Here is a 24,094-nt window from a genome sequence, read left to right on the forward strand (position 1 = left end):
ACGCGTATGAACAATAAGCAACATACTATTACCAAAGCTGTAACCCTATCTGGTGTAGGTTTGCATACTGGCGTAGTTGCCAACCTGACTTTTTTACCTGCTCCTGCAAACCACGGGATCAAATTCCAACGTGTTGATTTACCAGGTCAACCTATCGCAGATGCAGATGTAGATTACGTCGTAGATACATCACGCGGAACAACCATTGAGCACAATGGAGCTAGAATCAATACGGTAGAACACGTATTAGCAGCTCTTGTTGGTTTAGAAGTAGACAATATTTTAATCCAATTAGATGGACCAGAGCCTCCGATTATGGATGGTAGTTCTATCAAATTTGTAGAGGCGTTAAAAGACGCAGTTCTTGTAGAGCAAGATGCACACCGTAAATTCTTCGAACTGACAGAAGAAGTACGTTACAAGGATTTAGAAAATGGAATTGAATTAGCCGCATTACCATTAAACGACTACCGTATGGCGGTAATGGTGGATTATAATTCAAAATTCCTTTCTAGTCAACACGCTAACCTAAGCCACGTTTCTCAGTTTGAGAAAGACTTCTCCATGTGCAGAACATTCTGTTTTGTTCACGAATTAGAAGTTTTATACAAAGCTGGTTTAATTAAAGGTGGCGATTTAAATAATGCGATTGTCATTGCAGATAAAGACTATTCAGAGTCTGAATTAGCCCACTTATCAGAAGTATTAGGTAAACCTAAGATTTCCGTTTCTAAAGAAGCGGGTATCTTGAACAATACTAACTTGCATTTTAATAACGAAATGGCGCGCCATAAGTTATTAGATTTAATGGGAGATTTAGCCTTAGTAGGTCGCCCTATAAAGGCTCAAATTTTGGCATCACGCCCAGGACATGCCTCTAACGTAGAATTAGCTCGCAAGATCAAGAAATTGATGTTAGACGCGGAGAAAAACAAAGTTCCTACCTACGATCCCAAGCAGCCACCTATTTTCACGCATGAACGCGTGTATGAACTTTTACCTCACCGGTATCCATTCCAAATGATTGATAAAATCATTTATTTAGATGACAACAGCGTAGTAGGTGTAAAGAATGTGACGATGAATGAAAATTATTTCATGGGTCACTTCCCAAACAATCCAGTTATGCCAGGAGTTATGCAGGTGGAGGCTATGGCGCAAACAGGTGGTATCCTTGTATTGAGCTCAGTAGAAGACCCAGAGAATTATTGGCCCTATTTAGTAGGAATTGAAAACTGTCGTTTTAGAAAAAGTGTTATCCCGGGTGATACCATTATCTTTAAATGTGAACTCCAAGCACCTATTCGCCGAGGTATCGCTAAAATGATTGGTAAGGCTTATGTAGCTGGCCAAGTAGTTTGTGAAGCAGAAATGACTGCTAGTTTAGTACGTAAATCGTAAGATTTTATATATGATTCATCCATTAACTCATATTGATTCCAAAGCTAAAATCGGAGCTAATGTTAGCATCGATGCATTCACTTCTATACATCAAGATGTTGAAATAGGTGAAGGCACATGGATTGGTTCAAACGTAACCATTTATCCGGGTGCGCGCATTGGTAAAAATGTCCGCATTTTCCCTGGTGCCGTTATTTCCGCCATTCCTCAAGATTTGAAATTTGGAGGAGAAACAACGACTGCTGAAATTGGTGACAATTCTACCATTCGGGAATGTGTGACCATCAACCGCGGAACTACAGATAAGATGAAAACGGTCATTGGCAAAAATTGTCTTATAATGGCCTATGTTCACGTAGCTCACGATTGCTTTATCGGAGACAATTGTATTCTAGCGAATGCCGTGCAAATGGCTGGACACGTTACAGTAGGAGATTATGCCATTATCGGAGGATCGACGGCCATTCACCAGTTCGCTACCATCGGACAACATGTGATGATTTCAGGTGGTTCATTAGTAAGAAAAGATGTACCGCCTTTCACAAAATCAGGTCGAGAACCACTATCTTACGCTGGTATTAATTCAGTAGGATTGCGTCGTCGTAATTACACAGATGAGCAAATAAGTATCATCCAAGAAGCATATCGATTCTTATACCTTAAAGGGCTAAATACGAATGCAGCCCTAGCTGAAATTGAAGCACAATTACCTAATACTACGGAAAGAAATGAAATTGTAGATTTTGTTAAAAATTCCGAACGAGGGATTATGAAAGGTTAAAACCGATGGAAATTCTTGTTCAAAATCTTTCTAAAAAATTCAGACAGGAATTTGTCATCCGTCAATTTAACTATACTTTCCAATCCAGAAATTCCTACGCTATTACGGGCCCGAATGGATCAGGTAAGTCCACCTTGCTTCAACTACTGGCCCAATTCACACTTCCTAATACAGGGACGGTAGAAATGTCTGGGGTGGATCCAGACTTAGTCTACTCACACATTACCTATGCAGCTCCCTACGTCGAGTTGATTGAAGAATATACTTTAGCAGAACACCTCGAGATTCTCTCGAAAAACAATTACCTACCCTCCTCTATTACATTAGAAACGTTAGAACGTTTCATCGATCTACAACCTGGTCGATACAAATTAATCAAGAATTATTCTTCTGGTATGCGTCAAAAAATAAAATTAGGCTTTGCTCTTTTGTCGGAAAGACCTGTTTTATTATTAGATGAACCTACGACTAATTTTGATGAACAAGCGAAGAATTGGTTCTTTGAGCGTTTAGAACAACAGCGGAACAAATTGATCATTATAGCCTCTAATGAGGCTAGAGAAATCAATTTTTGTCAAGAAAAAATTTCGATTCAAGAATTTAAGTAAGGAAGCGTAGTCTAACACGCGTAAGCCCCAAGACAAGCGATAAAAATCCTCCCAAATAGAGTAAATCGCTAAAACTAAGTACTCCCATACTCATGCGATGATAATGGGTGGACAAATCCAAAGGGGATAAACCTAATTCCAGAGACCCTTGCCAAAAGAAAAAATTCAATACCAATCCCAAGATAAAAGCTACTGGCTGCTTATTACTTAGGCTAGATGCCAATAATCCAATGGCTATAAAACACAGATTCAATAGAAGAAGTGCAACATATCCACCAATAATAAGAGAAGAATCATAATTGAAGGTAGGGAAACCCAAGAGGGCAATCGTTTGAATAAATATAACACTTGGAAAGAGAGTACTAAGGACGATAATTACCAAAGCACCATATTTAGCCATTAAAATCTGAGTAGTCGTTATTGGTAAAGAACGAAGTAACTGAAAAGTTCCTCGGTCAATCTCTTCAGAAAAAGTATTCATAGAGAGCGCAGGAACAAAAAACAGAAAAAACCAGGGACTTAAATCAAAAAAAACAGTTAATTCAGCAAATCCATAATCCAGCACATTCCCATCGATCACCCAAACATAAACACCCATTAATATAAAAAAAGACGAGATGGTTCCCCAGCCCATCCAAGAGCTAAAAAAAGCCAACACGTCTTTCTTTAAAAGAGTCAACATCTTATTCAAAGACAGGTTTTTCGCGTTTCACGACAGCTGAAACAATCAAACCTAATAAGAAATTGAAAATTACGCTCATAATAACCACGATAACAAACTGCATTCCTGGGTTCATAAACATAGCTGTCATCTCCTCTGCACTTTGAATCTGACTTGCACTCATTCCCTGATCTTCCATTCGCTCTCTGGCGATATCCATCTGGCGTTGAATAACCGTATTATCAATAAACTGAATGTAAATGTAATTAAATCCGCCGGCTACTAATCCGCTAATGGCACCTAATAAAGTCGCTAATCCAAGACCTTTACCATAACTTATAAAACCAGCATTCTGCTCTCTGTATTCCCGTAAACATAAATACAATACGGTAACTGAAAGAACTAGGGACCATACTCCAGAAATCCAACCCATGGACTCTTGAAACTGCTCAGCCCAACCCATGACATTAGCAAGTGTAGAAAAAAGAAAACTTAGTAGGCCATTTATAAAGCCATATTTTAAGGCTATAATCGAAGATGAGGCCGTTGACTCAGACGTATTTTCCATGTTATTTTTTGTAATAAAGTGAAATTAATAAATTGGGTAAGAAACCTAGCGCAATCTTTTGGGCAAAATCATCTTTTGCAATGCTATACGCATCAATCGATTTAACTCCAGCGTGTAACCTATTGTAATACTCTCCACCTTCTTGAGTGACGATTACCTCTTTGAAAGAATTCAATTCTAACAAACTTTGTTGAATGTAGGCATCCAGCATCTGTATACCTGTAGGAGATTGAAAAAAGTAATACAAAAAGAAGGCAGTGAATAAAGCAGTAATGACAATTAAAATATATTGCAGCGTAAAATATACTAAAAAATGCTTCTTTTCTCCTCCGTTACGCCTCGGAAAACGAGTCACATACCACCATTGAAAAAACAATAGAAATACATAGGTGGGCGCTTTTTTCCCTCCAATAGGAATAATTCCCAATTGCTGAAAAATGAGGCCATAGACAATTAATAAAAGAACAAAAAGTGCTGCTAGTAGTAAAAAACGACCTATTTCTGCAAACCAATTATTGACCATATGAATAAGTTAATCCGTTAAATACTCCTACCATTTTATGTTCCATGGTATGCCCAATAAAAATTGAATTTTTAGATTTAGAAACGATATCAGCGCTATGATAGGTATGGCTATTCGTTTCAAGTAGCATTCCTTTTAGCATCTCGCCTTCTTTCAATACTGGAAGTTGAATACCCAAGAATGCTGCTCCTGCATGAGATAAGTGTGTATCAATAGTTGTCAATCCCTGTTTCTTAGCTTCCGATATAAAGGCTAAAGCCACTGTTTCTAATCCAATGGTACCAAAGGCAGCTTGATCAAATTCCAACTCTTTATATTCCACCTCAACCGGATGGTGATCTGAAACTACAGCCATAATCGTTCCGTCTTTTAAACCTTGCCATAAGGCTAAACGATCCGCCTCTGTCCTAAGGGGTGGATTTACCTTCTTCAACGTATCAAAATCAGATACCGCGTCTTCTGTGAAAATCAGCGAATAGATGGCTACATCAGCTGTCACAGGTAATCCTGCCTTCTGGGCCTCGCTAATCAATCTAACCGACTCTGCTGTAGAAATACAAGAAAAATGTAAGGAAAAATTCGGATCAGCTAATCCAAAAGAATGCTCCATTACGTAGGCCAATAAATCCAGATCGCGTTTCACATGCATCGTCTCAGCGAGCACAGGAATCCCCTTCAAACCTAACAAAGTACTTTGAAGTCCTTCGTGAATTTGGCCAAATAAAGACAAACCTTTTACATCAGGACGGGATATTACTCTTGCCGCAAGTGGCTGTAAGTATTGTAAACACTTCAGCATCAAATCTGTATCCTGCAAAGATCCTGCGCCATGACTAAACCAATGGGCTCCAGACTGGTGCAAATCCATCAAATCACTAAAATTCTCCGCCTTATTCCCTAAGGTAAGCGGCGCTGACGGATAAGCTAATACACCCGAACCCGCTAATTTCCCAGCGATGAATTGAATCGCCTCTGGTTGCTGAGGAACCGGATCTCCCGTAGGTAACAATAAAAAATCAAGGACGCCACCTTTCCAGGCAGCAGCCTGTAAACTTGTCCAATCCTCTTTATGTTCACCCCCTGGTAAGGTATTGTGCACACGAAGATCAACAACAGAGGGAAACCATTGTAGTGCTGAACCTGCAATAACTTGGTCAGCCTCTGCTTCTATCGAAGGGGCAATTTCATGCCATCGACCATCTACAGCAAGTAAATCTACTTTCTTTCCGTAAAAGGAAGAACGGCTATCTTGAATTAAAATCTGTTTGAATAAGATCCGCATTTGTTTTTGGCTTATAAAAAAACCCTGATTAACAGGGTTTTAAAATCAATGTCCGATAAAGGATTTGTATGTTTCTACATCCATCAATTGGGATAAATCACCAGCGTCAGCCGCTTTGATTTTTACGACCCAACCATCACCATAAGGATCAGAGTTAATTAATTCAGGACTGTTATTTAAGGCTGTGTTGAATTCTACAATTTCTCCAGCCACTGGTAAGAACAAATCTGAAACCGTCTTAACTGCTTCTACTGTTCCAAAAACACCATCTTTTGAAATCGTTTGACCTACGGTCTCTACTTCTACGAAAACGATATCTCCTAACTCACTTTGAGCGAAGTCTGTGATACCTACGACAGCTACATCGCCATCTACCTTAATCCACTCGTGTTCTTGAGTATATTTTAATTCGCTTGGAAAATTCATATGATTATTATTTGCTTACAAAGGTCACTAAAATCTCGATTTTTTGCAAACGATTTTAGATTATTCACTTAAACTATAGCGTATTTGAAAACCTCCTGCCACAGTAGACCGATAGAAGGAATTAGAAACCAATGGATTATTCATCATCTTGTCGAAATAAGCCGTTACAGTTAACTTATTATTCACATTATAACTCAGTTGAGGGCGGAACTGAAAATTCACAAAACCTTGTGTAACGATTGTCTCCGCATCTAATTTACGTTGTAAAGTACGCGTATCTCTAATCGTTAAATTCATATTAAAACGTAAGTCGTTAGGCAAGCGAACGGACCGTCCATTGACTTTGAACGGAATCAACAAATTGGATTTAGTAAAGCCCACCGCAACCGTAAAATCCTTGTTAGCTAATTCAGCTACTTGGGAGTTTGCTAAATTTAAACCTACGTTCCGATCTTGGTTATATTCTAAACGTAAAGAAATTTTACTCTTCGTCACGGCATTTACCCCAATCAAGGGAGAGAAACGTTCCACAAATGAAATCGTACTCATCACATAGACTGGAATCAAGGTATTAGTTACAAGATCAAAACGCGAAGAGAGGGGATACAATAAACTGTTAAGTGTTAAATTCATATAATCCGTCGCAAATTGTCCATACTCTAAAGATGACACAAAGTTCCCTACATTATAGGTACTTGAATACATATGGGAAATCGTAAACGAAGCAAACTTGTTCTTAATACCAGGCAATAAATTCAAACCATTATAATCCACTTTCCAGTTAGGTAAAGGGATATCATAAAAAGGTGAATACTTGACCGTATTAGCGGAAACACCAGAATAAGCCGCAAAGAACGCAGGAATCAATACATCTTGAGAATTCTGATTGTAGGTACCTATCTCGGTTGATTTAGTGCGATTAAGACGCGACAACAGGATAGAACGATTTGACCTAAACTCTTCGAAAACCGTTTCAGGATTTGAGAAAGCAGTCATAAAGGACAAGAATGACATCGAATAATTTCCAGAACGAATTGGACTTTGCGACTTAAAAGGCCCGTTAGAAACCTCAGGACGGAAAAATTCTTGGTAATTATCTCCTTTGTTATAATTTCCATCCACCTGAATACGTAAATCTTTTGTCGGTTCTAATTGAGTGGAGTAGGTTAATTTTTGCGTCCGGAGTTGAGTGAACGGAGTGTTTTGAACGGCACTTCTCGTTAACCAACCATTTTGCGCTGCCTTAAATCGAATTCCATCATCCTGTCCCCCTGCGATAAAATCAAAACCAGGAGCCTGATTAAGCGCATTCATACCTAGTATACCTGGATTGGGCATAAAACCAGGAAGCGTAGTAGACTCATTTATCGCATAATTAACTTGTATGCCACGAAGCGTTAATAATAACCGTGTAATCGATTTAAGGGCCCCTTTAGCCGGAATGACTATATCCTCCTCATCACCTGGATTGCGCGCAATATTTTTCCCAAAAGAGCGCGGACTATTTGCCCAACGTAAAGCCTTTACCCGATTATAAAGAGCCACAAAGTCAATTTTTCCATTAATAGCCTGCTCTCTATTATTCTTAATAATATTGCCAAATGGCAAGCCCAAAGAATCCCGGATATCAAACGAATTTGCGTAATAGTTATACCCAATTCGATGCGTGTAATCTGCGTTCATCCAATCGGTTAAGACCGAATTCTGTAGAGGCAATCGCCAAACCATACCGGCTTGTTGATCAAAGCTTTTGGCCCTACCTAAAGCCCGCAAACTAATCATCACCGAATCTCGTTTTTCCTGCGTATCTAAATCACCAATTGGCTCATCAATAATCGAATTCACCTGCGCAGTATAATTCAGCACCATACTCTTTGTTAAATTCCAATTCAGCGCATATTGACGATTAAAGAACCAATACTTCTCAAATTGAGGGGCCACACCTAACGTCGTAAATTCCGCATTCCGCATTTGGGTCTTAATGAAACTGCGATCCATATCTAATCGAACCATCAATGAAGAAGGAACCAGATTTAAATTGAAATCTTTGATTAAATCAAAATTGGCTTTCTTGAAAGGTTCTAAGAAACGAGATGAACTTGTATAGGCATAAAGAACACTTCCTTTGTGACTTAGTTGATTATATTCCGCTATTAATGGACTTGTTCGGACCATCTCTGAGTACGCATAGCTAAAAGTAAAATTAGAGAAATCCCAAGGATTACTAAACTTAGATTGAGGATTTCTATTCTTCTTCACGTTAGAAAAGTTGAATCCTTTTCGTTCCGTATTATCCTCAACTAAAGTTAAATAAGACCGTTTTTTTGTTTCAGAATTAAATTTCTGTATCGAGTTTCGCAAGAAGATATCTGGGTCAAAAGGATCAAATTCAGGTGAAATAGTACGGCGGTCGTACGTGATAAAGAATGGTATTTTGAAGCCCCACTTTCTAGGTAAGAGTTTGTCTAAATTCAAATTTGCTGTAATACCATATTCTAGATTATTCTCGCGACTGCGTTCCGATATTTTGGTCTGAACACCACCGAAGCCATAATTCTTGAAACTACCATTCATTTGGATTGTACCCAAATCGGCTAACTTGATTCCCAATTTACCAATAGCAGCTTCACCTGAAGTCTGGTCAAATCCAGACGCTCGCAATTCATTTACCCAAATACAGAATGATTTATTCGTATTACTCGTGTTTCGCACACCAATCATCGTCACCATCGTAGCACTCTGATCAGGGCGTCCCATCACCGTAATTTTATAGGTCTTTCCGGTAGAACTCGTAATGACCATTGTAAAACGCTCATTAAGACTTTTACCTTGCTTATCCCGCTCCGTCTTCACTTGCTTCACTAAATCAAACTCGATGTCAAACTCATTCTCCATCGGCCAAATTTCCGTATCTAAGCTTTGCCCCTTCTGCGTCTGAGTCAGCCCCGTATTCTCAATTTCATAATAATTATCCGTCAAATCCGTCCCTATTCGTAAGAAAGCGCTCACCTGTCCACTAATCGCATCTGGGCTCTGCATCGATACAAACATCTTCAAGCGTTTGTAGTTGATGAAATCAAATAAGGTATTTTTAAATACGGCTCTTGCGTCATTAGGCCTCAAATTATCGACACATAAACTCATCGATTGCTCGTTCAGACGCGCATTGTTAATCGTCGTAATATCCTGATCTCGTACAAATCCTGGTGGAACCACATAAGGAATAGCGCTCTCCCCTTTATTAGCAGGACCATTCTCTTCTATATTCACACTTGAAACACGAAATTTAGCATCGTATGGTTCCGGCAAATCCTGACCACTTCGTTTATCTAACTCCCCCACAAACTTGCGGTAACTATAGCCAGAAAGCTGTAATTGGGCAAAGCGCAACACGACAGGCTCCTGGAATTCCTTCAAAACCATCCGCATAAAACGAATCGATTTAAACGAGTTAATCTCCCCAGCCGGTGTTTTATAATTCCGTTTATCCTTAATCGGTATTCGGAAGAGGTACCAATTCACACCACCTTCTGTGATTTTGTCCACGACAAATCCGCTACCAATTTGTAAACTACTAGGCTTCAAATCCACCTCATACTCGAAATAAGCCTCATTTTCATTGACCGTATTATCATTATTCAAATCCTCTCGGTCCGGAAGCATGCTATTGGCCTCGGTGAAATTCGTATTAGATGGATTAGCCGTCGTTGGGCTATTATTTTCCATCCCTAAGTAATTTTTGTAGCGCTGAATCAACGATTCCGTACCATTGAATTTTTGATTCAAGTAATAATCGAAATCATCTGCGGCTGGGTCATTTTGGATTTTAGCCAAAGCCAAGACATCCGTCACTCTCCCCTTAACTTGATCCAGATACGCTTTAAAATGTGTCGTCTCCGTTACAGCAGTTGCATCATCAGATGTATTAGGCAAACCATCTAAACCAATATCTTGCTTTTCTCTTCCTGCAGAATTATCAAATGCATTTATCACAAACTGACGAGAAGGTGCTAATCCCCAATCGGTCGTCTCCACATTCTTTCCTGTACCGTTCGTAATTTTATCCCCTGCTGGTATACCATTCTCAAAATTGGAATATCCATCCGGAATAAAATCCTCTGACACATCCCCTAAGTGGAAAACTAATTTACCTCCCGTCTCATTGTTTTTATTAAATACTCCATCTCGAACTTTCCCAGACTCACCTCCTATAAATGGATCCATTAACCAAAACTCAATTTGCTCTACATTCGCATTATCAAAGTCGGTATCTGAACTAATCGCACGCGTAATCGCTCCAAAATTAGAGACAGGTGTTGGCAGTAAACCAGTCGAAGTTAAGTTTGGATTAAAATTGTATAAACCGCGCTCTGAAGGGAAATAAGCGACATCTAAAACTCCAATAGGTAAATTGGTAATGTTGTTTGCGAAATCTTTATTCGGAAATAGCCCTTTAGGTGTTACAACCCGCTCATAGGCATAAGCATTCACTTTCGAAGGATCCAATCCGGGTACATCCAAGGCAAAACCACCCTGTCCATAAATACTCGCATCTACTGTATAGGCAGCAATTTTAGCCCGATTGAAACCGGCAGCTAATTTATTTCCTGTTAACACATAGGACTTAGGGGTTGCCGCAGACTTCCACAGGTTTGCCTGAGAACTTAAATTGTAAATAACCCGAGCAGCTTCGAAGTCGTCAATAAAGGCATTCCCTTGCACACGATCATTCACATTCGGAATGAGCTTCGCAAACTCTCCTTGGAAATCAATCACCGAAGTTTCTTTCGTAGAAATCAAAGGTAGCTTGTCTAAGAAACGCGTAATACCTTGTGAATTCTGAAGTATGGTAGCATCGAAGCCTAACAACGTATTGTTCACCGGTTCATTCCCCATGGCGACACGACGGAAAAAAGCGGGCGGACTTTCGGACATATTTTGGATAGTAGCCCCTAAATGGACATTCTTACCCAAATTATAATCCAATCGGGTACCTAAAAGTGTCCGAATTTGATTCGAAAAAAGATCAGGCTTCTCATAACACACTTTAATCTCCCTACCAGAAGAAAATACCCCTTCATTAATTATTTTAACGCGCCCTGATTGCGGCTCTACAAGGTAATCCGTTCCTGCGGCAAGGGATTGTCCACCCGCCGTAACGGTCACAGACTTAGCTTCCACCCCAAAAGGCAAAGCAATATCACCCCCAGCACCAGATTGAAAGGTTCCTTTAATGAAAAACTTATTCTTCGTGGATATCTGCGCTGCATCTGTCTGCGTTCCAGTGTATAACTTATCGTATACGTATTTATCCACTAAATTAGATTCTGCAGAGGTAAACTTCGCGCGTAAATTAACCCCAAAAGGTTCCAGAACAGGGAAAATAATCTTACCGGCTTTAGAGTCCACAGTAATATCCTCGATGTAATCAAAATTCCCATCCGGCTGAGGATCGCCTGCAAAATTCAATTTATCTAGGCCTAAGACCTTAACGAGTGGAACATCTTTAAAATTGGTCCCCTCAATTAGGTTACTATTATCGATCCCAGTCGCATCATCCTTGTACACAATACGTAGTTGAAAATTCTGCTTTGTGAGGGCTGATGTATTCAAAGAATAGATATTCTTCATCATCAAGTCCCACATTGGATGAGGTTTACCGGTACTATTCGAATTCAAATTATTCCGTATCGTGCTAGATTTCAACATTTTGAGAATCAAAACCTCATCATCTTGACGTGCCTGGTAATCCTCCGTTAACTCCCCTACCTTGTATTTACGTCCATTTAAAGTATATTCGTAAGAAACAGCTAAGACCTCATCGTTACGTAAAGGAGCCACCAAGGAGATATAACCCAGTTGTGAATTGAACTTAAATTCGCGTTCTGTTAAACGTTTTGCGCCTTTCAGCACATCAAAATCAGTTCCCCGCTTTAGATTATAGGTAGTCTCTAATCGCTCGGTTGCCTCATTTGATTTCCGTAGATTAGGATCTGCCAAAAGCTTCGCATACATCCCATTCGCCTTATTATCCACTGGACTTGTGGAATTGATCGGCTGGAATACCGGATTTGTGTTATTGTATGGACTTGCTTCACCAAGATCATATAGTGAAACTAAATTTCGGAGCGTTTCCGTACTCTGTGTTCGATTCGTGACATATACTTCTACCCTCGTCACTGTAATTCCACTCGAAATTACGGGTAGGTTTTTCAAGGCCCTTTCGTAATTATTTCTAAAATAAGAAGACAAGAAAAAATGTCTATTCTCATCGTATTGATCCACACGGACCTCGAAATTCTTTCCTTGAGAACCTCCTTTTAAGGTGATACAATCTTGTTTTGAGCGTTGCTGAGCCGCCACTACGGTCATATCCAAGGCTCCAAAACGCAATAAGGTTTTCACCCCAAACAAATTCTGAATGCCCGGAATTAATTGTGAATTCAAAGTCCAGGAAGTGTTTCCTACTTCGATATTTTGGAGAATATCCTCCTCCTGCGTCTTCCAATTTAACTTCAATTGATTCTGAAAATTAAAACTCGCCTTCGTGTCAAAGTTGACATTCAAGTTTAACTTATCGCCTATTTTTCCCTGAAAATTAATCTGGGCTTGTTCGTTAAAATAGAGATTACCCACATAACGCAATTGAACCGGAATTGCAGGATTATCTACAAATTGACCCATATAACCCACATCCAGCAAAAGAGAACCATTCGGCTTAAAGGATACCTCCGTTCCACCAAAAATTCGATCAATAGCAGGCGGCAACTCAATTTTAGGGAAAAGTCCCCGGGATTTCAGATTACTCGAACCATCTAAACTTTTAGAGTAGGATCTCCAAAAACTCCGATTGACCTCTTGATTTTGAATTTGATTAAACGTCTTGAAATCGCTGATTTGCGTAGTACCCGTCGCATCCTTTTGAATGACTAATTTAGGATCAGACTCAAATGTGTAGGATGAATTAGGCTTTTTAAAATAGATGGAGAAAGGAGACTTCCCTGAGCTTTTAATCGGTTTCTTTAACGTTAAACGGGGTTTCTTACCCGATTTAGCCAGCGAATCGATTTGGGCAAAATTCGAAAAAGACAAAACTATTCCAAGCCCAAGAAAAAGGGGCAACCAAGTGGAATATCTATGTTTTTCGAACGAATACACTTATCGCAAGGCTAATTTGATTAAATTTTCAACGCTTGCATCTGGATTTGATTTCAAGATACTATCCAAACTCTTCTCAGCCGCAGTCCGAGGTATACCTAAGGTAACCAAGGCCGCTAAGGCCTCTTGCTTATGACCAAAATTTGCATCATGAGAAGCCATTCCTGCTTCCACAAATAAGGTATCTTTTTTACATTTATCTTTTAATTCCAAAATCACTCGCTGAGCAGATTTAGATCCAATTCCTTTAATCGATTGAATTAAGGCTATATTTTCGTTCATAATTGCCGAACGAATTTCATTGGAAGAGAATGACGATAACATCACCAAAGCCGTACTTAACCCAATTCCCGAAACCGAAATTAAATCCAAAAACAAGAGCTTTTCATCCATGGAATGAAAACCTACCAAGGTATGCGAGTCTTCCTTCACCTGTAAGTGCGTATAAAGCTTACATGACTCTTCCCCATCTGCTAAAGCCGCATAAGTTTGCAAGGAGATTTTAACCTCATAGCCTACCCCATTCACATCAATAATTACGTGTGCACGATCTTTGTGTGCTAATTTACCTTTTAAATAAGCTATCATAATTACCTGCGTTTACGGCGTTTTTTAGATGTAGTCTTTTTCTTTTTACGAGAAGTATATTTGCGCTTCTTGAACGTTTTTTGCTTGCTCCACTTCGTAGAGGCTTTGGCTAATTTAAAATAGACAAGCGTTTGTCCTTTCTGCAATTTAGTCCCTCTGATACGATTCACCCGTTTTAATTCGGACACACTCATCCCTAATTTGCGAGCTACACGAGATAAGGTCTCCCCTCTTTTTACACGGTACGTATGACGCTGGGCAACCGGCATAGGTTCTTCTCGCTCACTCGTATCAATCTCGGCTGAATCAGGCGCTTTTAAATCCACCCGCGCAGAATCCAAAATACGCGTTCTATTCTGTTCAAAGTACACAAAACGACTCTTGGGAATGTGAACTTTAACTTTACTCGAATTCTTAGGCAAAAAATGCGCTATAATATGCGGATTTAATTGCTTGAGCGTATCTAAAGAAAACCCTGTTAACTGAGTCAGGGTGTTTAAATTCAAATAACCACTCACTAAAATACTATCCTTCGGAATATCAATCACCCAATTTTCTGGTTGAATGGAATGATCCCAATGGTAATTCATCATATAGGTCATCGCAATAAATTGAGGAACATAAGCCCGAGTTTGAGCGGGTAAACAAGCATAAATGCCCCAAAAATCATTTGACCCACCGCAACGACGCATGGCTCTTTTCACATTAGATGGACCCGTATTATAGGCTGCAAGCGCTAAATGCCAATCCCCAAAAGTCTTATGCAGTCGTTTCAAATACTGACAAGCGGCCTCCGTTGCTCTTTCCGCATCAAATCGCTCATCGATGTATTGATCCACTCGCATGCCAAAATCACCTCGTGCCGTGTAAGGCATAAATTGCCAAAGTCCTCCGGCTCCTTTATTTGAAATAGCTTTATTCTCTAAACCAGATTCAATTAAAGACAAGTATTTTAATTCATCCGGCAAACCATATTTCTGTAAGTACTTCTCATACAATGGGAAGTAAATATCCTTGCGCTCTAACATCCGTTGCGTGAAACTCGCCTTCCTAAACGCAAAAATCTCTACAAACTGATGCGTAAGGATATTATAATGCAGCGGAATCTGATTCTCTAACTTTTTCAAGCGATCTTGAATCAAACCTGGGTCGATACTAAAGGCAGGAGGTCCACCTTGCTCAACTTTGGCTAAAGAATCGATCTGCTTTAAATCATAGGCAGGTTGATAGGACCCCGTGACTTGACCAAAGCTTAGAACGGAAGTGAATAAACAGGAAAGAAATACAAATTTATTCCACATCATGGCTTAATATTTCACCTACATCTAACATTTTAGCCTCTTGGAAAGGACTTGTCATTAATTGGAAGCCCATCGGTAAGCCAGCAGAATCTGTTCCCATCGGAATGGACAGTCCCGGAATACCTGCCACATTGGCCTGTACTGTAAATAAATCACCTAAATACATCTGAATAGGATCAAGTGTTTTTTCTCCTAGTCGGTAAGCCGTAGAGGAAGTTGTAGGAGAGATGATAAAATCGTATTCCGCTAAAATGGCAAGGGTCCTATCTTGAATTAAACGACGTACTTTTTGGGCTTTAGTATAATAAGCATCATAATAATCTGCGCTTAAAACGAAAGTGCCAAGCATAATACGACGTTGCACTTCCGCTCCAAAACCCTCTTGACGCGTTCGCTTGTATAACTGCATCAAATCCAACGGACTAGATGTTCTATGTCCAAACTTCACCCCATCAAATCGAGATAAATTCGAACTCGATTCAGCCGTCGTCAACACATAATACGTAGGCAATAACTGATCGATATAAGAAAAATCTACCCCTTCTACTACATATCCTAACTTTTTTAACTTATCCACTTGTAGAACAAATGCCTCTTTAATTTCCGGCTGAAGACTGGGATGCTCTACCACTTCTTTGATATAAGCGATACGTTTATTGTCAGACTTAGCAGCAGGAATGGTAGAACTTAAGGTACTATCTTGACCATCCTGTCCCTTAATCGTATCTAAAACCAATCGCGCATCTGAAACATAGTTTGCAATAGGCCCAATCGTGTCAAATGAAGAGGCATAAGCGATTAAACCCCAGCGAGAAACTAAACCATAGGTAGGTTTCAAGCCTATTACGCCACAAAAAGCTGCCGGCATTCGAATCGATCCACCAGTATCCGTTCCTAAAGAAACTTGACACATACCTGCCTGAACAGCTACTGCAGAGCCGCCAGAACTACCACCTGCAACGTGTGCTTGATTAACGAAATTTACTACAGGACCAAAAGCTGAATTTTCATTCGTACTTCCCATCCCAAACTCATCGCAATTTTGGCGTCCAATGATAATCGCATCTTCGTCGATCAATCGCTGAACAGCCGTTGCAGAAAAGGTGGATTTAAAAGAATCCAAAATCTTACTACCTGCGTAGGAATGATGCCCTTCGTAACAAAGTAAGTCTTTAATACCCACCACTAATCCGGCTAATTTGCCGGCGGTTCCAGCTTTTATTTTAGCGTCAATTAGCGCAGCTTTTTCAATTGCTTCCTCTTCATATACCTCCAAAAAAGCATTTAAAGCCTTGTTGTGCGTATGAATTTGATTTAAATGACCTGCGACGATAGAAGAAACAGAAAGCTCACCCGCTAACAATTTCTCCCTAATTTTCGCATAGGGTTGATTGGAATTACTCATTAAAAAAGGGAATCTATAGAAACACAAAAGCATAGTTGAATTTCTTCAACTATGCAGATAGTAAGTACTGGAGAGACTTATTCTTTCGTATCGTCTAACTCTTTATTGATCTGATCTTTTACATCATTTTTCGCATTTTGAAACTCGCGAATACCTTTTCCAAGGCCTTTCATTAATTCTGGAAGTTTTTTTCCTCCAAAAAACAATAAAATCAATAAACCAATCAATAGCATTTCGCCACCGCCTAGGCTATTTAAAAATAATAATATGCTTGCAGTCATCATATCTAGTTTTGTCTAAATTTTCGTAAATATATTTAAAAAAGGTTAATTATTCGTGTATTTAAAGATGTTTTTCAAACGCATCCAGCTCCTCTTTAATCGCTTTACCTACCCAAACGACAATCGCTAAATCATCTGCAAATCCGACTAACGGAAGGAAGTCTGGAATAACATCAATAGGCATCACAAAGTAAAGCAACGCAGCCGTGATTTTAACTAACGTCATTGCAGGCAACTTAGTATAAGAACCTTGCACGTAGGCCTTCATTAATTCACTAAATAAAATGATATAGCGATTTAACAATTTAACAACAGTCAAATTATTGCTTGCTGCCGTTTCTTGTACCTTTTTCAATGCGCCCTTCAATAAAGTCAGTAAACCAATTTTATTTTGAGAAAAAAGGAGCTCACTCTTTTCCATTGCTTCCTTAAAAAAACGGGAGTCCACAATGCGCTTTACCCAAGTCCCTGATTGTGACATAATAATTTCGATTAATGCTTAAATATAATGAAATCATTTAAGGATTTGTCGTATTTTTGTATCGTTTTTTGAATCATTCTTACCAAAAATTATAACAATGAAAATCACAGTAGTAGGAGCAGGTGCTGTAGGAGCAACTTGTGCTGACAACATTGCCAGAAAAGAATTGGCAGATGAATTAGTTTTATTAGATATCAAAGAAGGTATCGCAGAAGGTAAAACATTAGATATGTATCAAACAGCTAGCTTGTTAGGCTTTGATACAACGTTAATCGGTTCTACTAACGATTACACAAAGACAGCTAATTCCGATGTTGTGGTGATTACATCTGGTCTTCCACGTAAACCAGGTATGACTCGTGAAGAGTTAATCGGAGTGAATGCAGGAATCGTGAAAAGTGTCGTTGAAAACATCTTAAAATACTCGAAAAACCCAATTATCGTGATCATCTCTAACCCGATGGATACGATGACCTATTTAGCTAAATCTGTAGCTGGATTAGATAAGCACCGCATCATCGGTATGGGTGGTACCTTAGACTCAGCTCGTTTCAAATGCTATTTAGCAAAAGCAATGGATGTATCAATCAACGATATCTCTGGTACTGTTATCGGTGGTCACGGAGATACAACGATGATTCCATTAAAGCGTTTAGCAACTTATAACGGTGTTCCAGTTTCTCAATTCTTAGATGACACCACTTTAGATAAAGTAGTGGCTGATACGATGGTAGGTGGAGCTACATTAACAGGCTTATTAGGAACTTCTGCTTGGTATGCACCAGGTGCTGCTGGAGCGGCTTTAGTAGAAGCAATCGTTCGTGATGAGAAGAAAATCATGGCATGTTGCGTATCTCTTGATGGAGAATATGGCCAAAAAGATATCTGCTTAGGCGTACCTGTCGTTTTAGGCAAGAATGGTTGGGAGAAAATCGTAGACTACAAATTAACTGAAGACGAGCAAACTGCTTTCAATAAATCAGCTGATGCCGTTCGCAATATGAACTCGGTGTTAGATACCTTGTCACTATAATTATCCAGTAATTTAAAAGCCTCTCCTATTTGTTTAGGGGAGGCTTTTCTGTGGGTGACAGTAACCAGTGGACAGTAGTCAGTAATCTATTTAGATCGAATCGCAATCACTGGGTCCATCTTAGCCGCTACCCAAGCCGGGATAATTCCCGATAGTATTCCGATAAAGCTGGAGATAAATAATCCCGTCACGATATTCTTCATGGATAATACCAGAGGTAAAGCATCTTGCGGTATCAAGGTGAGTAAGACGACTAGTCCTATTCCGACTAATCCCCCAATCAAACTCAAGAATACGGCCTCAAACAAGAATTGGAATAGTATGAAATAATTTTTCGCGCCCAGCGATTTTTGAATACCTATAATATTGGTGCGTTCTTTTACAGAAACGAACATAATATTAGCAATACCGAAACCACCTACTAGTAAGGAGAATCCAGCAATTAACGCACCTGCCACATTTAATGCCGCGAAGATTCCATCAAAGAATTGATTCAAACCGTCTAGTCGATTCACGGCAAAATTGCTCTCTTGTTTAGGCTTAATAGATCGTAAAGAACGCATTAAGCCAGTGACCTCCCCTTCTAAATTTTCCTGACCTAAATCGTCATCCATCGCCTTAATCGCGATGTCAGGTGCAGGTTTATCTTTCTGAAAAACAGCAGAAAATGTAGAATAAGGAATAAATACTTTTTCATCAGGCGTTCCACCAAAACTCAACAAATCAGTCCCTTTCTTTTCAATAATTCCAATGATTTGAAATTTAATTCCATTTAGCTTGATTTGATCTCCTACCGTAGCTTGCAAGTTTTCTGAAACTTTAGCCCCAATAATCACCACATTCAATGCATTCTCTGACTCAATAGGTAAAAAATAACGACCATATTGTACGGGCACACTCGTTATTTGATTGTAATCATAACTCGCCCCCGTCATATTCACATCCATACTTGAGCTACCTCGAGTAGCGGATGCCGAACGTCCGTTATCAATAATCGCGATGGCTTTAGCTGACTTCAAATTATCTTTCAGAAATTGAAACTCTGAGTATTTCATCTCTGGGCGATTCAAATATTTCCACCAAGGATAGTTATTCTGCATTATCCATGGCCATTTACCCACGTACAAAACGCCAGAACCTGCAAAGGAATCAATTTCAGACCTAATATTCTTATTGAGGGAATCCACCGCAGTAAAGACCGCTACAATGGCAAAAATTCCAACGCTTACACCTAATAGCGAAAGAGTTGTTCTTAAAATATTGGATCTCAAAGCCTGGTAGGCAAAGATCAAACTTTCGTAAACTTGGATTAAAAACTTCATAGAATGTTGCTAGAATTCAAATTTAGAAAATTAATCACTAGAAATACGCTTCCTTTTTATGAACAGAGCGTATAAACTTTGAATGGCAATATGAAGGTAAGATTGGATTTTGTAATTTCACTTTTCCTTTTGGAATTATGAGCTGGAGCAATTACGAAGTACGTTTGTTGAAAGACCATTTTGAGGGTCGATTGTTTTTTGACGAGAGCCAAACCTCGCAAATAGCCAAACGTATCTATGCGACAGATGCCTCCGTTTACCAAGTAAAACCAGCGGCAGTGGCCATTCCATCCACTGTCAAAGACATCAAACGCCTGATTCAATTTGCTAGTCAAGCCAAGACCGGCTTAATCCCGAGAGGTGCCGGGACTTCATTAGCAGGCCAGGTGGTGGGGAATGGCATTGTTATGGAAATCTCTTCGGCTTTAGGTAAAGTCATATCACTAAACCGAAAAGAGAAAACGGTTTGGATAGAACCGGGAATAGTCAGAGATGATTTAAACAAACATTTGGCGACAGCTGATTTGTTTTTTGGTCCAGAAACATCGACAGCAAATCGCGCGCTCCTAGGTGGGATGCTCGGAAATAATAGTTGTGGATTGCATAGTATTGTTTGGGGGTCAGTACGTGATCATATTTTGGAAACACGTGCCTTTTTATCCGATGGTACAGAAATTCACACGCATCCCTTAACGAGAGAGGAATTCTACCACAAGACTACCCTACAAAATTTAGAAGGCAAGATTTATCGCGAGATTCATCGGATGCTTAATAACCCAGAGATTCAAACGTTAATTCAAGAGAGGTTTCCTAAAAAGTCCATCAAACGTAGAAATACAGGCTATGCTTTAGATGCCTTATTGGAAATGCAACCCTTTAATTCGGATGGTGAACCATTCAATCTCTCCAAATTGATTGCGGGATCAGAAGGCACATTAGCTGTCGTTCACGCGATGAAATTGAATTTATTGGATCTTCCTGAACCAGAAGTGGCGCTGGTTTGTATCCATTGCCAAAGCTTGCAAGAATCTCTGCAAGTCAATATTGAGGCCCTAAAGCATCCGATACTTGCCTCAGAATTAGTGGATGATTACATCCTTTCGTTCACGGAAGGCCATCCGAATTTCGAAAAAGACCGCGATTTTATTAATGGAAAGCCTGCCGCCATTTTGATGGTGGAATTCCGTTCAACAGATCGAGCTACCTTAGAAGATCAGGTTTCAGCGTTCATTAAGCAATTGAAGTCGCAAAATTTAGGTTATGCTTATCCCACTTTATTTGGTCAGGAGATTGCCAAAGGTTGGGACATCCGAAAAGCTGGCCTAGGATTAATCCGAAATCTTGAGGGAGATACACAACCCGTTAATCTAATTGAAGACTGCGCAGTTGATCCATTGGATTTACCTGCTTATGTAGCAGAAATACAAGCATTACTCTCGAAGTACGATACGAATGCGGCCTATTATGCGCACGCAGGAGCAGGAGAATTGCATATTGAGCCCTTTATCAACTTAAAGAGTCCAGAAGGTGTCGCCATTTTCCGAAATTTATTAACAGAAACGGTTGAAATACTGAAGAAATACAACGGGTCTTTGAGCGGAGAACACGGGGATGGTCGTTTGCGCGGCGAATTCATTCCCGCCTTAATGGGCAAAGAAGTATATAGTCTTTTCAAAGAGATCAAGCATGTATTTGATCCTCAAAATATCTTCAATCCAGGTAAAATAACGGCTAGTCCTCCTATGGATACCGCCTTCCGTTTTACGGATAAAAAAGCAGCTGAACCGACTTATTTCTTTGATTATGGAGTTTGGAAAAACCCCTTAGGTCTCGCTGAAAAATGCTCTGGTTCTGGAGATTGCAAGAAAACAGCCTTAAGTGGCGGCACGATGTGCCCTAGTTATATGGCCAGTTTGCAAGAAAAAGATTCCACCCGGGCAAGGGCGAATATGCTCAGACAATTATTGAGTTCACCTAAGGAGGAAACATTTAGCAACCCGGCTTTGCACGAGATTTTGGACTTATGTTTATCTTGTAAAGGCTGCCAGACCGAATGCCCTTCCGGCGTCGACATGGGGAAATTGAAGGCTGAGACCTTGCAACAATCGTATTTGAAAAATGGAGTGCCCTTACGCACGAAATTAATCGGACACTTCCCTACCCTGCAACGCTATGCTAGTTATGTAGCTCCCTTATATAATTTTATGGTTGAATTCCCATTGACGTCTAGCTTAGTAAAACTAGCGATGGGATTCTCCATCGAACGAAGTCTACCAACGGTACAATTTGCCAGCTTGGAAAAATGGTTTGAGCGTTATGCGCAGAAAAACCCACAAGATGCCTATGAAAATGGATTTGTCTACCTATTAGCAGATGAATTCACTAATCACAATGAGGTTCCTTTAGGTCAAAAGACCGTTAAATTATTAAATCAATTAGGTTACGGGGTTCAAATTCCGAAAGGAATTGTCACCGGTAGAAGTTTTATTTCCAAAGGAATGTTAATTGAGGCCAAAGCGCTTGCTAATTCAAATGTGGATCAATTAGGTAGTCTAATTTCCTACGAACATCCTCTTTTAGGTATTGAACCAAGTGCCATATTAACATTTAGAGACGAAATTCCTTCTCTAGTGGATGCTGAAAAACGCGAACAAGCGGAACAATTAAAACCGAATTGTTTGTTACTTGATGAATTCATTGCACGCGAATTTAAGGCAGGAAAAATAACTTCTGATTCCTTCCACGGGAAACAGCAAAAAATCCTCCTACACGGCCATTGCCACCAAAAATCAATAGCCGGATTGACATCTACCCGAATCGCATTAACCATTCCATCTCAATACGAAGTAGAATTACTACCGACGGGATGCTGCGGAATGGCAGGATCTTTTGGCTATGAGAAAAAACACTATAAAATTTCTCAACAAATCGCGAATCTGGTTTTATTTCCGCGTCTCTTAAATAAACCCATCAAAAGTATTATTGCTAGCAACGGAACTTCTTGTAGACACCAAATCAAAGATGGTATCGAACAAACTGGACTCCACACGGCAGAAATCCTGTATAACGCCCTAAAAGACTAACGCAATCATGATTCAATACAACATATCACTCTTCATTGAGCCAAGCATCACAGAAACGGCATTAAGAGCCTTAAAAACCATAATAATGCCAGAAATCGAGAAGCAAGCCTTCATCGATCAAATTCATTTATTTGAAATCAGTTCACATCAAGAGCCTGATTCAAACGGTTACTCCTTGCAATGCTGGTTACCCGAATTCGAAGAAGGACACAAGGAATTCATCGAAGGAGTCGTCTCAGGATTTTTCCAAAAAGAATTCGCGAATCAGTATGTGTACTTTCCGAGTCAACTGAAGAGAGTCGATAGTCACTAGTCGATAGTCGATAGTCATCGCTACGCGATTTAGTCGCCTACGGCTTAGTTAAATAAATAATTCCTAAACTCATCGCCGAAGGCGATTCCAACTTTGTGCTTTTTTCTTTGATCTTTGTGCTTTCATTGCACGAAACCATCGCCGAAGGCGATTCCAACTTTGTGCTTTTTGCTTTGATCTTTGTGCTTTATAAAGCCCAATCAATCACCTCTTGGCCACTCCCCACCAGGTACTCATTAATCTTAGAAAAAGGCTTCGTCTTAAAAAATCCACCTCGATTAGCCGATAAAGGCGATGGATGAGCCGCTTGAATGATGAAGTGGCGCTGTGAATCAATGTATTTGCCTAGTTTTTGGGCGTATGCACCCCATAAAACAAAAACAACGTTTTCTTTCTCTTCATTTAAAATCTGGATGACTTGTTGAGTGAATTCCTCCCAGCCTCGTTTAGCGTGTGAATTAGGTTCTCCAGAACGAACCGTTAAAACCGCATTCAGTAGTAAAACACCTTGATCCGCCCAGCTTCTCAAATCCCCGTCATTTCGAATAATTCTCAAATCATCATATAGTTCCTTGTAGATGTTACGAAGCGAAGGTGGCAAAGGGAAGGAAGAAGGAACAGAAAAGGATAAACCTTGCGCTTGACCCGCACCATGGTATGGATCTTGGCCAATAATGACGACTTTGGTTTGCTCAAAACTACAGCGATGAAAAGCTGCCAAAATTTGATCTATGGGAGGATATACAACGTAAGAATTCACATCCTTGTCTAAAAATAAAGCTAAGTCTTGAAAATAAGCCTCAGACATGGTAGAATTCAACACCATTTTCCAATCATTATTCAAAGTTTCGGCTAATTTTACACCTACATTAATCATTA

The 24,094-nt window shown here is 39.7% G+C and carries 19 protein-coding genes; 6 read left to right on the forward strand and 13 right to left on the reverse strand.

The window, feature by feature from the left end:
* Positions 1 to 6: 6 nt before the first annotated feature.
* The 3 genes from EWU21_RS09900 to EWU21_RS09910 are packed head-to-tail and all read left to right on the forward strand — an operon-like array spanning position 7 to position 2,790.
* Positions 7 to 1,401 carry a bifunctional UDP-3-O-[3-hydroxymyristoyl] N-acetylglucosamine deacetylase/3-hydroxyacyl-ACP dehydratase gene (locus EWU21_RS09900; protein ID WP_130896800.1) on the forward strand — a complete coding sequence of 465 codons (1,395 nt, stop codon included), beginning with the start codon at positions 7 to 9 and terminating at the stop codon, positions 1,399 to 1,401.
* A 10-nt stretch (positions 1,402 to 1,411) separates the two neighbouring features.
* Complete coding sequence (lpxA, locus tag EWU21_RS09905) at positions 1,412 to 2,182, forward strand: acyl-ACP--UDP-N-acetylglucosamine O-acyltransferase (RefSeq protein ID WP_130896801.1); 771 nt, start codon at positions 1,412 to 1,414, stop codon at positions 2,180 to 2,182.
* 5 nt (positions 2,183 to 2,187) lie between these two features.
* The gene (locus EWU21_RS09910) at positions 2,188 to 2,790 is read left to right on the forward strand and encodes an ABC transporter ATP-binding protein (protein WP_130896802.1); all 603 of its coding nucleotides are present in this window, start codon (positions 2,188 to 2,190) and stop codon (positions 2,788 to 2,790) included.
* On the opposite strand, the gene EWU21_RS09915 is transcribed toward EWU21_RS09910, so the two are convergent.
* The 11 genes from EWU21_RS09915 to EWU21_RS09965 all read right to left on the reverse strand — a co-directional run bounded on the left by EWU21_RS09915 (position 2,783) and on the right by EWU21_RS09965 (position 17,464).
* Positions 2,783 to 3,472: an ABC transporter permease subunit gene (locus EWU21_RS09915; RefSeq protein ID WP_236633217.1), complete on the reverse strand. Its 690-nt coding sequence runs from the start codon at positions 3,470 to 3,472 to the stop codon at positions 2,783 to 2,785. The genes EWU21_RS09910 and EWU21_RS09915 overlap by 8 nt on opposite strands.
* 1 nt (position 3,473) lies before the next feature.
* The gene (locus EWU21_RS09920) at positions 3,474 to 4,019 is read right to left on the reverse strand and encodes a DUF4199 domain-containing protein (protein WP_130896804.1); all 546 of its coding nucleotides are present in this window, start codon (positions 4,017 to 4,019) and stop codon (positions 3,474 to 3,476) included.
* A gap of 1 nt (position 4,020) precedes the next feature.
* Complete coding sequence (locus tag EWU21_RS09925; protein WP_130896805.1) at positions 4,021 to 4,542, reverse strand: hypothetical protein; 522 nt, start codon at positions 4,540 to 4,542, stop codon at positions 4,021 to 4,023.
* Complete coding sequence (locus tag EWU21_RS09930; RefSeq protein ID WP_130896806.1) at positions 4,532 to 5,824, reverse strand: dihydroorotase; 1,293 nt, start codon at positions 5,822 to 5,824, stop codon at positions 4,532 to 4,534. Before EWU21_RS09930 ends, EWU21_RS09925 begins: the two co-directional genes overlap by 11 nt.
* Positions 5,825 to 5,869: 45 nt before the next feature.
* Positions 5,870 to 6,250, reverse strand: coding sequence for a glycine cleavage system protein GcvH (gene gcvH, locus EWU21_RS09935; protein ID WP_130896807.1), 381 nt, complete (start codon positions 6,248 to 6,250; stop codon positions 5,870 to 5,872).
* 60 nt (positions 6,251 to 6,310) lie between these two features.
* Positions 6,311 to 13,342, reverse strand: coding sequence for a T9SS outer membrane translocon Sov/SprA (gene sov, locus EWU21_RS09940; protein WP_161566505.1), 7,032 nt, complete (start codon positions 13,340 to 13,342; stop codon positions 6,311 to 6,313).
* Positions 13,343 to 13,408: 66 nt separating this feature from the next.
* Positions 13,409 to 13,996 (reverse strand): Holliday junction branch migration protein RuvA, encoded by a 588-nt coding sequence (ruvA, locus tag EWU21_RS09945; RefSeq protein WP_130896809.1) that lies wholly within the window; start codon positions 13,994 to 13,996, stop codon positions 13,409 to 13,411.
* 2 nt (positions 13,997 to 13,998) lie between these two features.
* Positions 13,999 to 15,300 (reverse strand): lytic transglycosylase domain-containing protein, encoded by a 1,302-nt coding sequence (locus EWU21_RS09950; RefSeq protein WP_130896810.1) that lies wholly within the window; start codon positions 15,298 to 15,300, stop codon positions 13,999 to 14,001.
* On the reverse strand, positions 15,287 to 16,702 hold the full coding sequence (gatA, locus tag EWU21_RS09955) for an Asp-tRNA(Asn)/Glu-tRNA(Gln) amidotransferase subunit GatA (RefSeq protein ID WP_130896811.1): 1,416 nt from the start codon (positions 16,700 to 16,702) through the stop codon (positions 15,287 to 15,289). The genes EWU21_RS09950 and gatA overlap by 14 nt, the downstream gene beginning before the upstream one ends.
* A 77-nt stretch (positions 16,703 to 16,779) precedes the next feature.
* Complete coding sequence (locus tag EWU21_RS09960) at positions 16,780 to 16,983, reverse strand: Sec-independent protein translocase subunit TatA/TatB (protein ID WP_130896812.1); 204 nt, start codon at positions 16,981 to 16,983, stop codon at positions 16,780 to 16,782.
* A gap of 61 nt (positions 16,984 to 17,044) precedes the next feature.
* Positions 17,045 to 17,464 carry a YkvA family protein gene (locus tag EWU21_RS09965; protein WP_130896813.1) on the reverse strand — a complete coding sequence of 140 codons (420 nt, stop codon included), beginning with the start codon at positions 17,462 to 17,464 and terminating at the stop codon, positions 17,045 to 17,047.
* A gap of 97 nt (positions 17,465 to 17,561) precedes the next feature.
* Between EWU21_RS09965 and mdh the strand changes: the two genes are divergently transcribed.
* Positions 17,562 to 18,497, forward strand: coding sequence for a malate dehydrogenase (gene mdh, locus EWU21_RS09970; protein WP_130896814.1), 936 nt, complete (start codon positions 17,562 to 17,564; stop codon positions 18,495 to 18,497).
* Positions 18,498 to 18,583: 86 nt separating this feature from the next.
* Here mdh and EWU21_RS09975 read toward each other — a convergent pair whose 3' ends face one another.
* The gene (locus tag EWU21_RS09975) at positions 18,584 to 19,819 is read right to left on the reverse strand and encodes an ABC transporter permease (RefSeq protein ID WP_130896815.1); all 1,236 of its coding nucleotides are present in this window, start codon (positions 19,817 to 19,819) and stop codon (positions 18,584 to 18,586) included.
* Positions 19,820 to 19,956: 137 nt separating this feature from the next.
* Here EWU21_RS09975 and EWU21_RS09980 point away from each other — a divergent pair, with 137 nt between their 5' ends.
* The gene (locus EWU21_RS09980; protein WP_130896816.1) at positions 19,957 to 22,902 is read left to right on the forward strand and encodes an FAD-binding and (Fe-S)-binding domain-containing protein; all 2,946 of its coding nucleotides are present in this window, start codon (positions 19,957 to 19,959) and stop codon (positions 22,900 to 22,902) included.
* A gap of 7 nt (positions 22,903 to 22,909) precedes the next feature.
* A complete protein-coding gene (locus EWU21_RS09985; RefSeq protein WP_130896817.1) occupies positions 22,910 to 23,215 on the forward strand; it encodes a DUF4286 family protein in 306 nt (101 codons plus the stop codon).
* Positions 23,216 to 23,402: 187 nt separating this feature from the next.
* On the opposite strand, the gene EWU21_RS09990 is transcribed toward EWU21_RS09985, so the two are convergent.
* Positions 23,403 to 24,092 carry a uracil-DNA glycosylase gene (locus EWU21_RS09990; protein WP_130896818.1) on the reverse strand — a complete coding sequence of 230 codons (690 nt, stop codon included), beginning with the start codon at positions 24,090 to 24,092 and terminating at the stop codon, positions 23,403 to 23,405.
* Positions 24,093 to 24,094 lie beyond the last annotated feature (2 nt).

Origin of the sequence: Aquirufa antheringensis, from assembly GCF_004307425.1 — a bacterium.
Classification (GTDB): Bacteria; Bacteroidota; Bacteroidia; order Cytophagales; family Spirosomataceae; genus Aquirufa; species Aquirufa antheringensis.

Coding starts and splice junctions, on each gene's coding strand:
- EWU21_RS09900 (WP_130896800.1), top strand. CDS start 7: ATGAACAATAAGCAACATACTATTACCAAAGCTGTAACCCTATCTGGT.
- lpxA (WP_130896801.1), top strand. CDS start 1,412: ATGATTCATCCATTAACTCATATTGATTCCAAAGCTAAAATCGGAGCT.
- EWU21_RS09910 (WP_130896802.1), top strand. CDS start 2,188: ATGGAAATTCTTGTTCAAAATCTTTCTAAAAAATTCAGACAGGAATTT.
- EWU21_RS09915 (WP_236633217.1), bottom strand. CDS start 3,472: ATGTTGACTCTTTTAAAGAAAGACGTGTTGGCTTTTTTTAGCTCTTGG.
- EWU21_RS09920 (WP_130896804.1), bottom strand. CDS start 4,019: ATGGAAAATACGTCTGAGTCAACGGCCTCATCTTCGATTATAGCCTTA.
- EWU21_RS09925 (WP_130896805.1), bottom strand. CDS start 4,542: ATGGTCAATAATTGGTTTGCAGAAATAGGTCGTTTTTTACTACTAGCA.
- EWU21_RS09930 (WP_130896806.1), bottom strand. CDS start 5,824: ATGCGGATCTTATTCAAACAGATTTTAATTCAAGATAGCCGTTCTTCC.
- gcvH (WP_130896807.1), bottom strand. CDS start 6,250: ATGAATTTTCCAAGCGAATTAAAATATACTCAAGAACACGAGTGGATT.
- ruvA (WP_130896809.1), bottom strand. CDS start 13,996: ATGATAGCTTATTTAAAAGGTAAATTAGCACACAAAGATCGTGCACAC.
- EWU21_RS09950 (WP_130896810.1), bottom strand. CDS start 15,300: ATGATGTGGAATAAATTTGTATTTCTTTCCTGTTTATTCACTTCCGTT.
- gatA (WP_130896811.1), bottom strand. CDS start 16,702: ATGAGTAATTCCAATCAACCCTATGCGAAAATTAGGGAGAAATTGTTA.
- EWU21_RS09960 (WP_130896812.1), bottom strand. CDS start 16,983: ATGACTGCAAGCATATTATTATTTTTAAATAGCCTAGGCGGTGGCGAA.
- EWU21_RS09965 (WP_130896813.1), bottom strand. CDS start 17,464: ATGTCACAATCAGGGACTTGGGTAAAGCGCATTGTGGACTCCCGTTTT.
- mdh (WP_130896814.1), top strand. CDS start 17,562: ATGAAAATCACAGTAGTAGGAGCAGGTGCTGTAGGAGCAACTTGTGCT.
- EWU21_RS09975 (WP_130896815.1), bottom strand. CDS start 19,819: ATGAAGTTTTTAATCCAAGTTTACGAAAGTTTGATCTTTGCCTACCAG.
- EWU21_RS09980 (WP_130896816.1), top strand. CDS start 19,957: ATGAGCTGGAGCAATTACGAAGTACGTTTGTTGAAAGACCATTTTGAG.
- EWU21_RS09985 (WP_130896817.1), top strand. CDS start 22,910: ATGATTCAATACAACATATCACTCTTCATTGAGCCAAGCATCACAGAA.
- EWU21_RS09990 (WP_130896818.1), bottom strand. CDS start 24,092: ATGATTAATGTAGGTGTAAAATTAGCCGAAACTTTGAATAATGATTGG.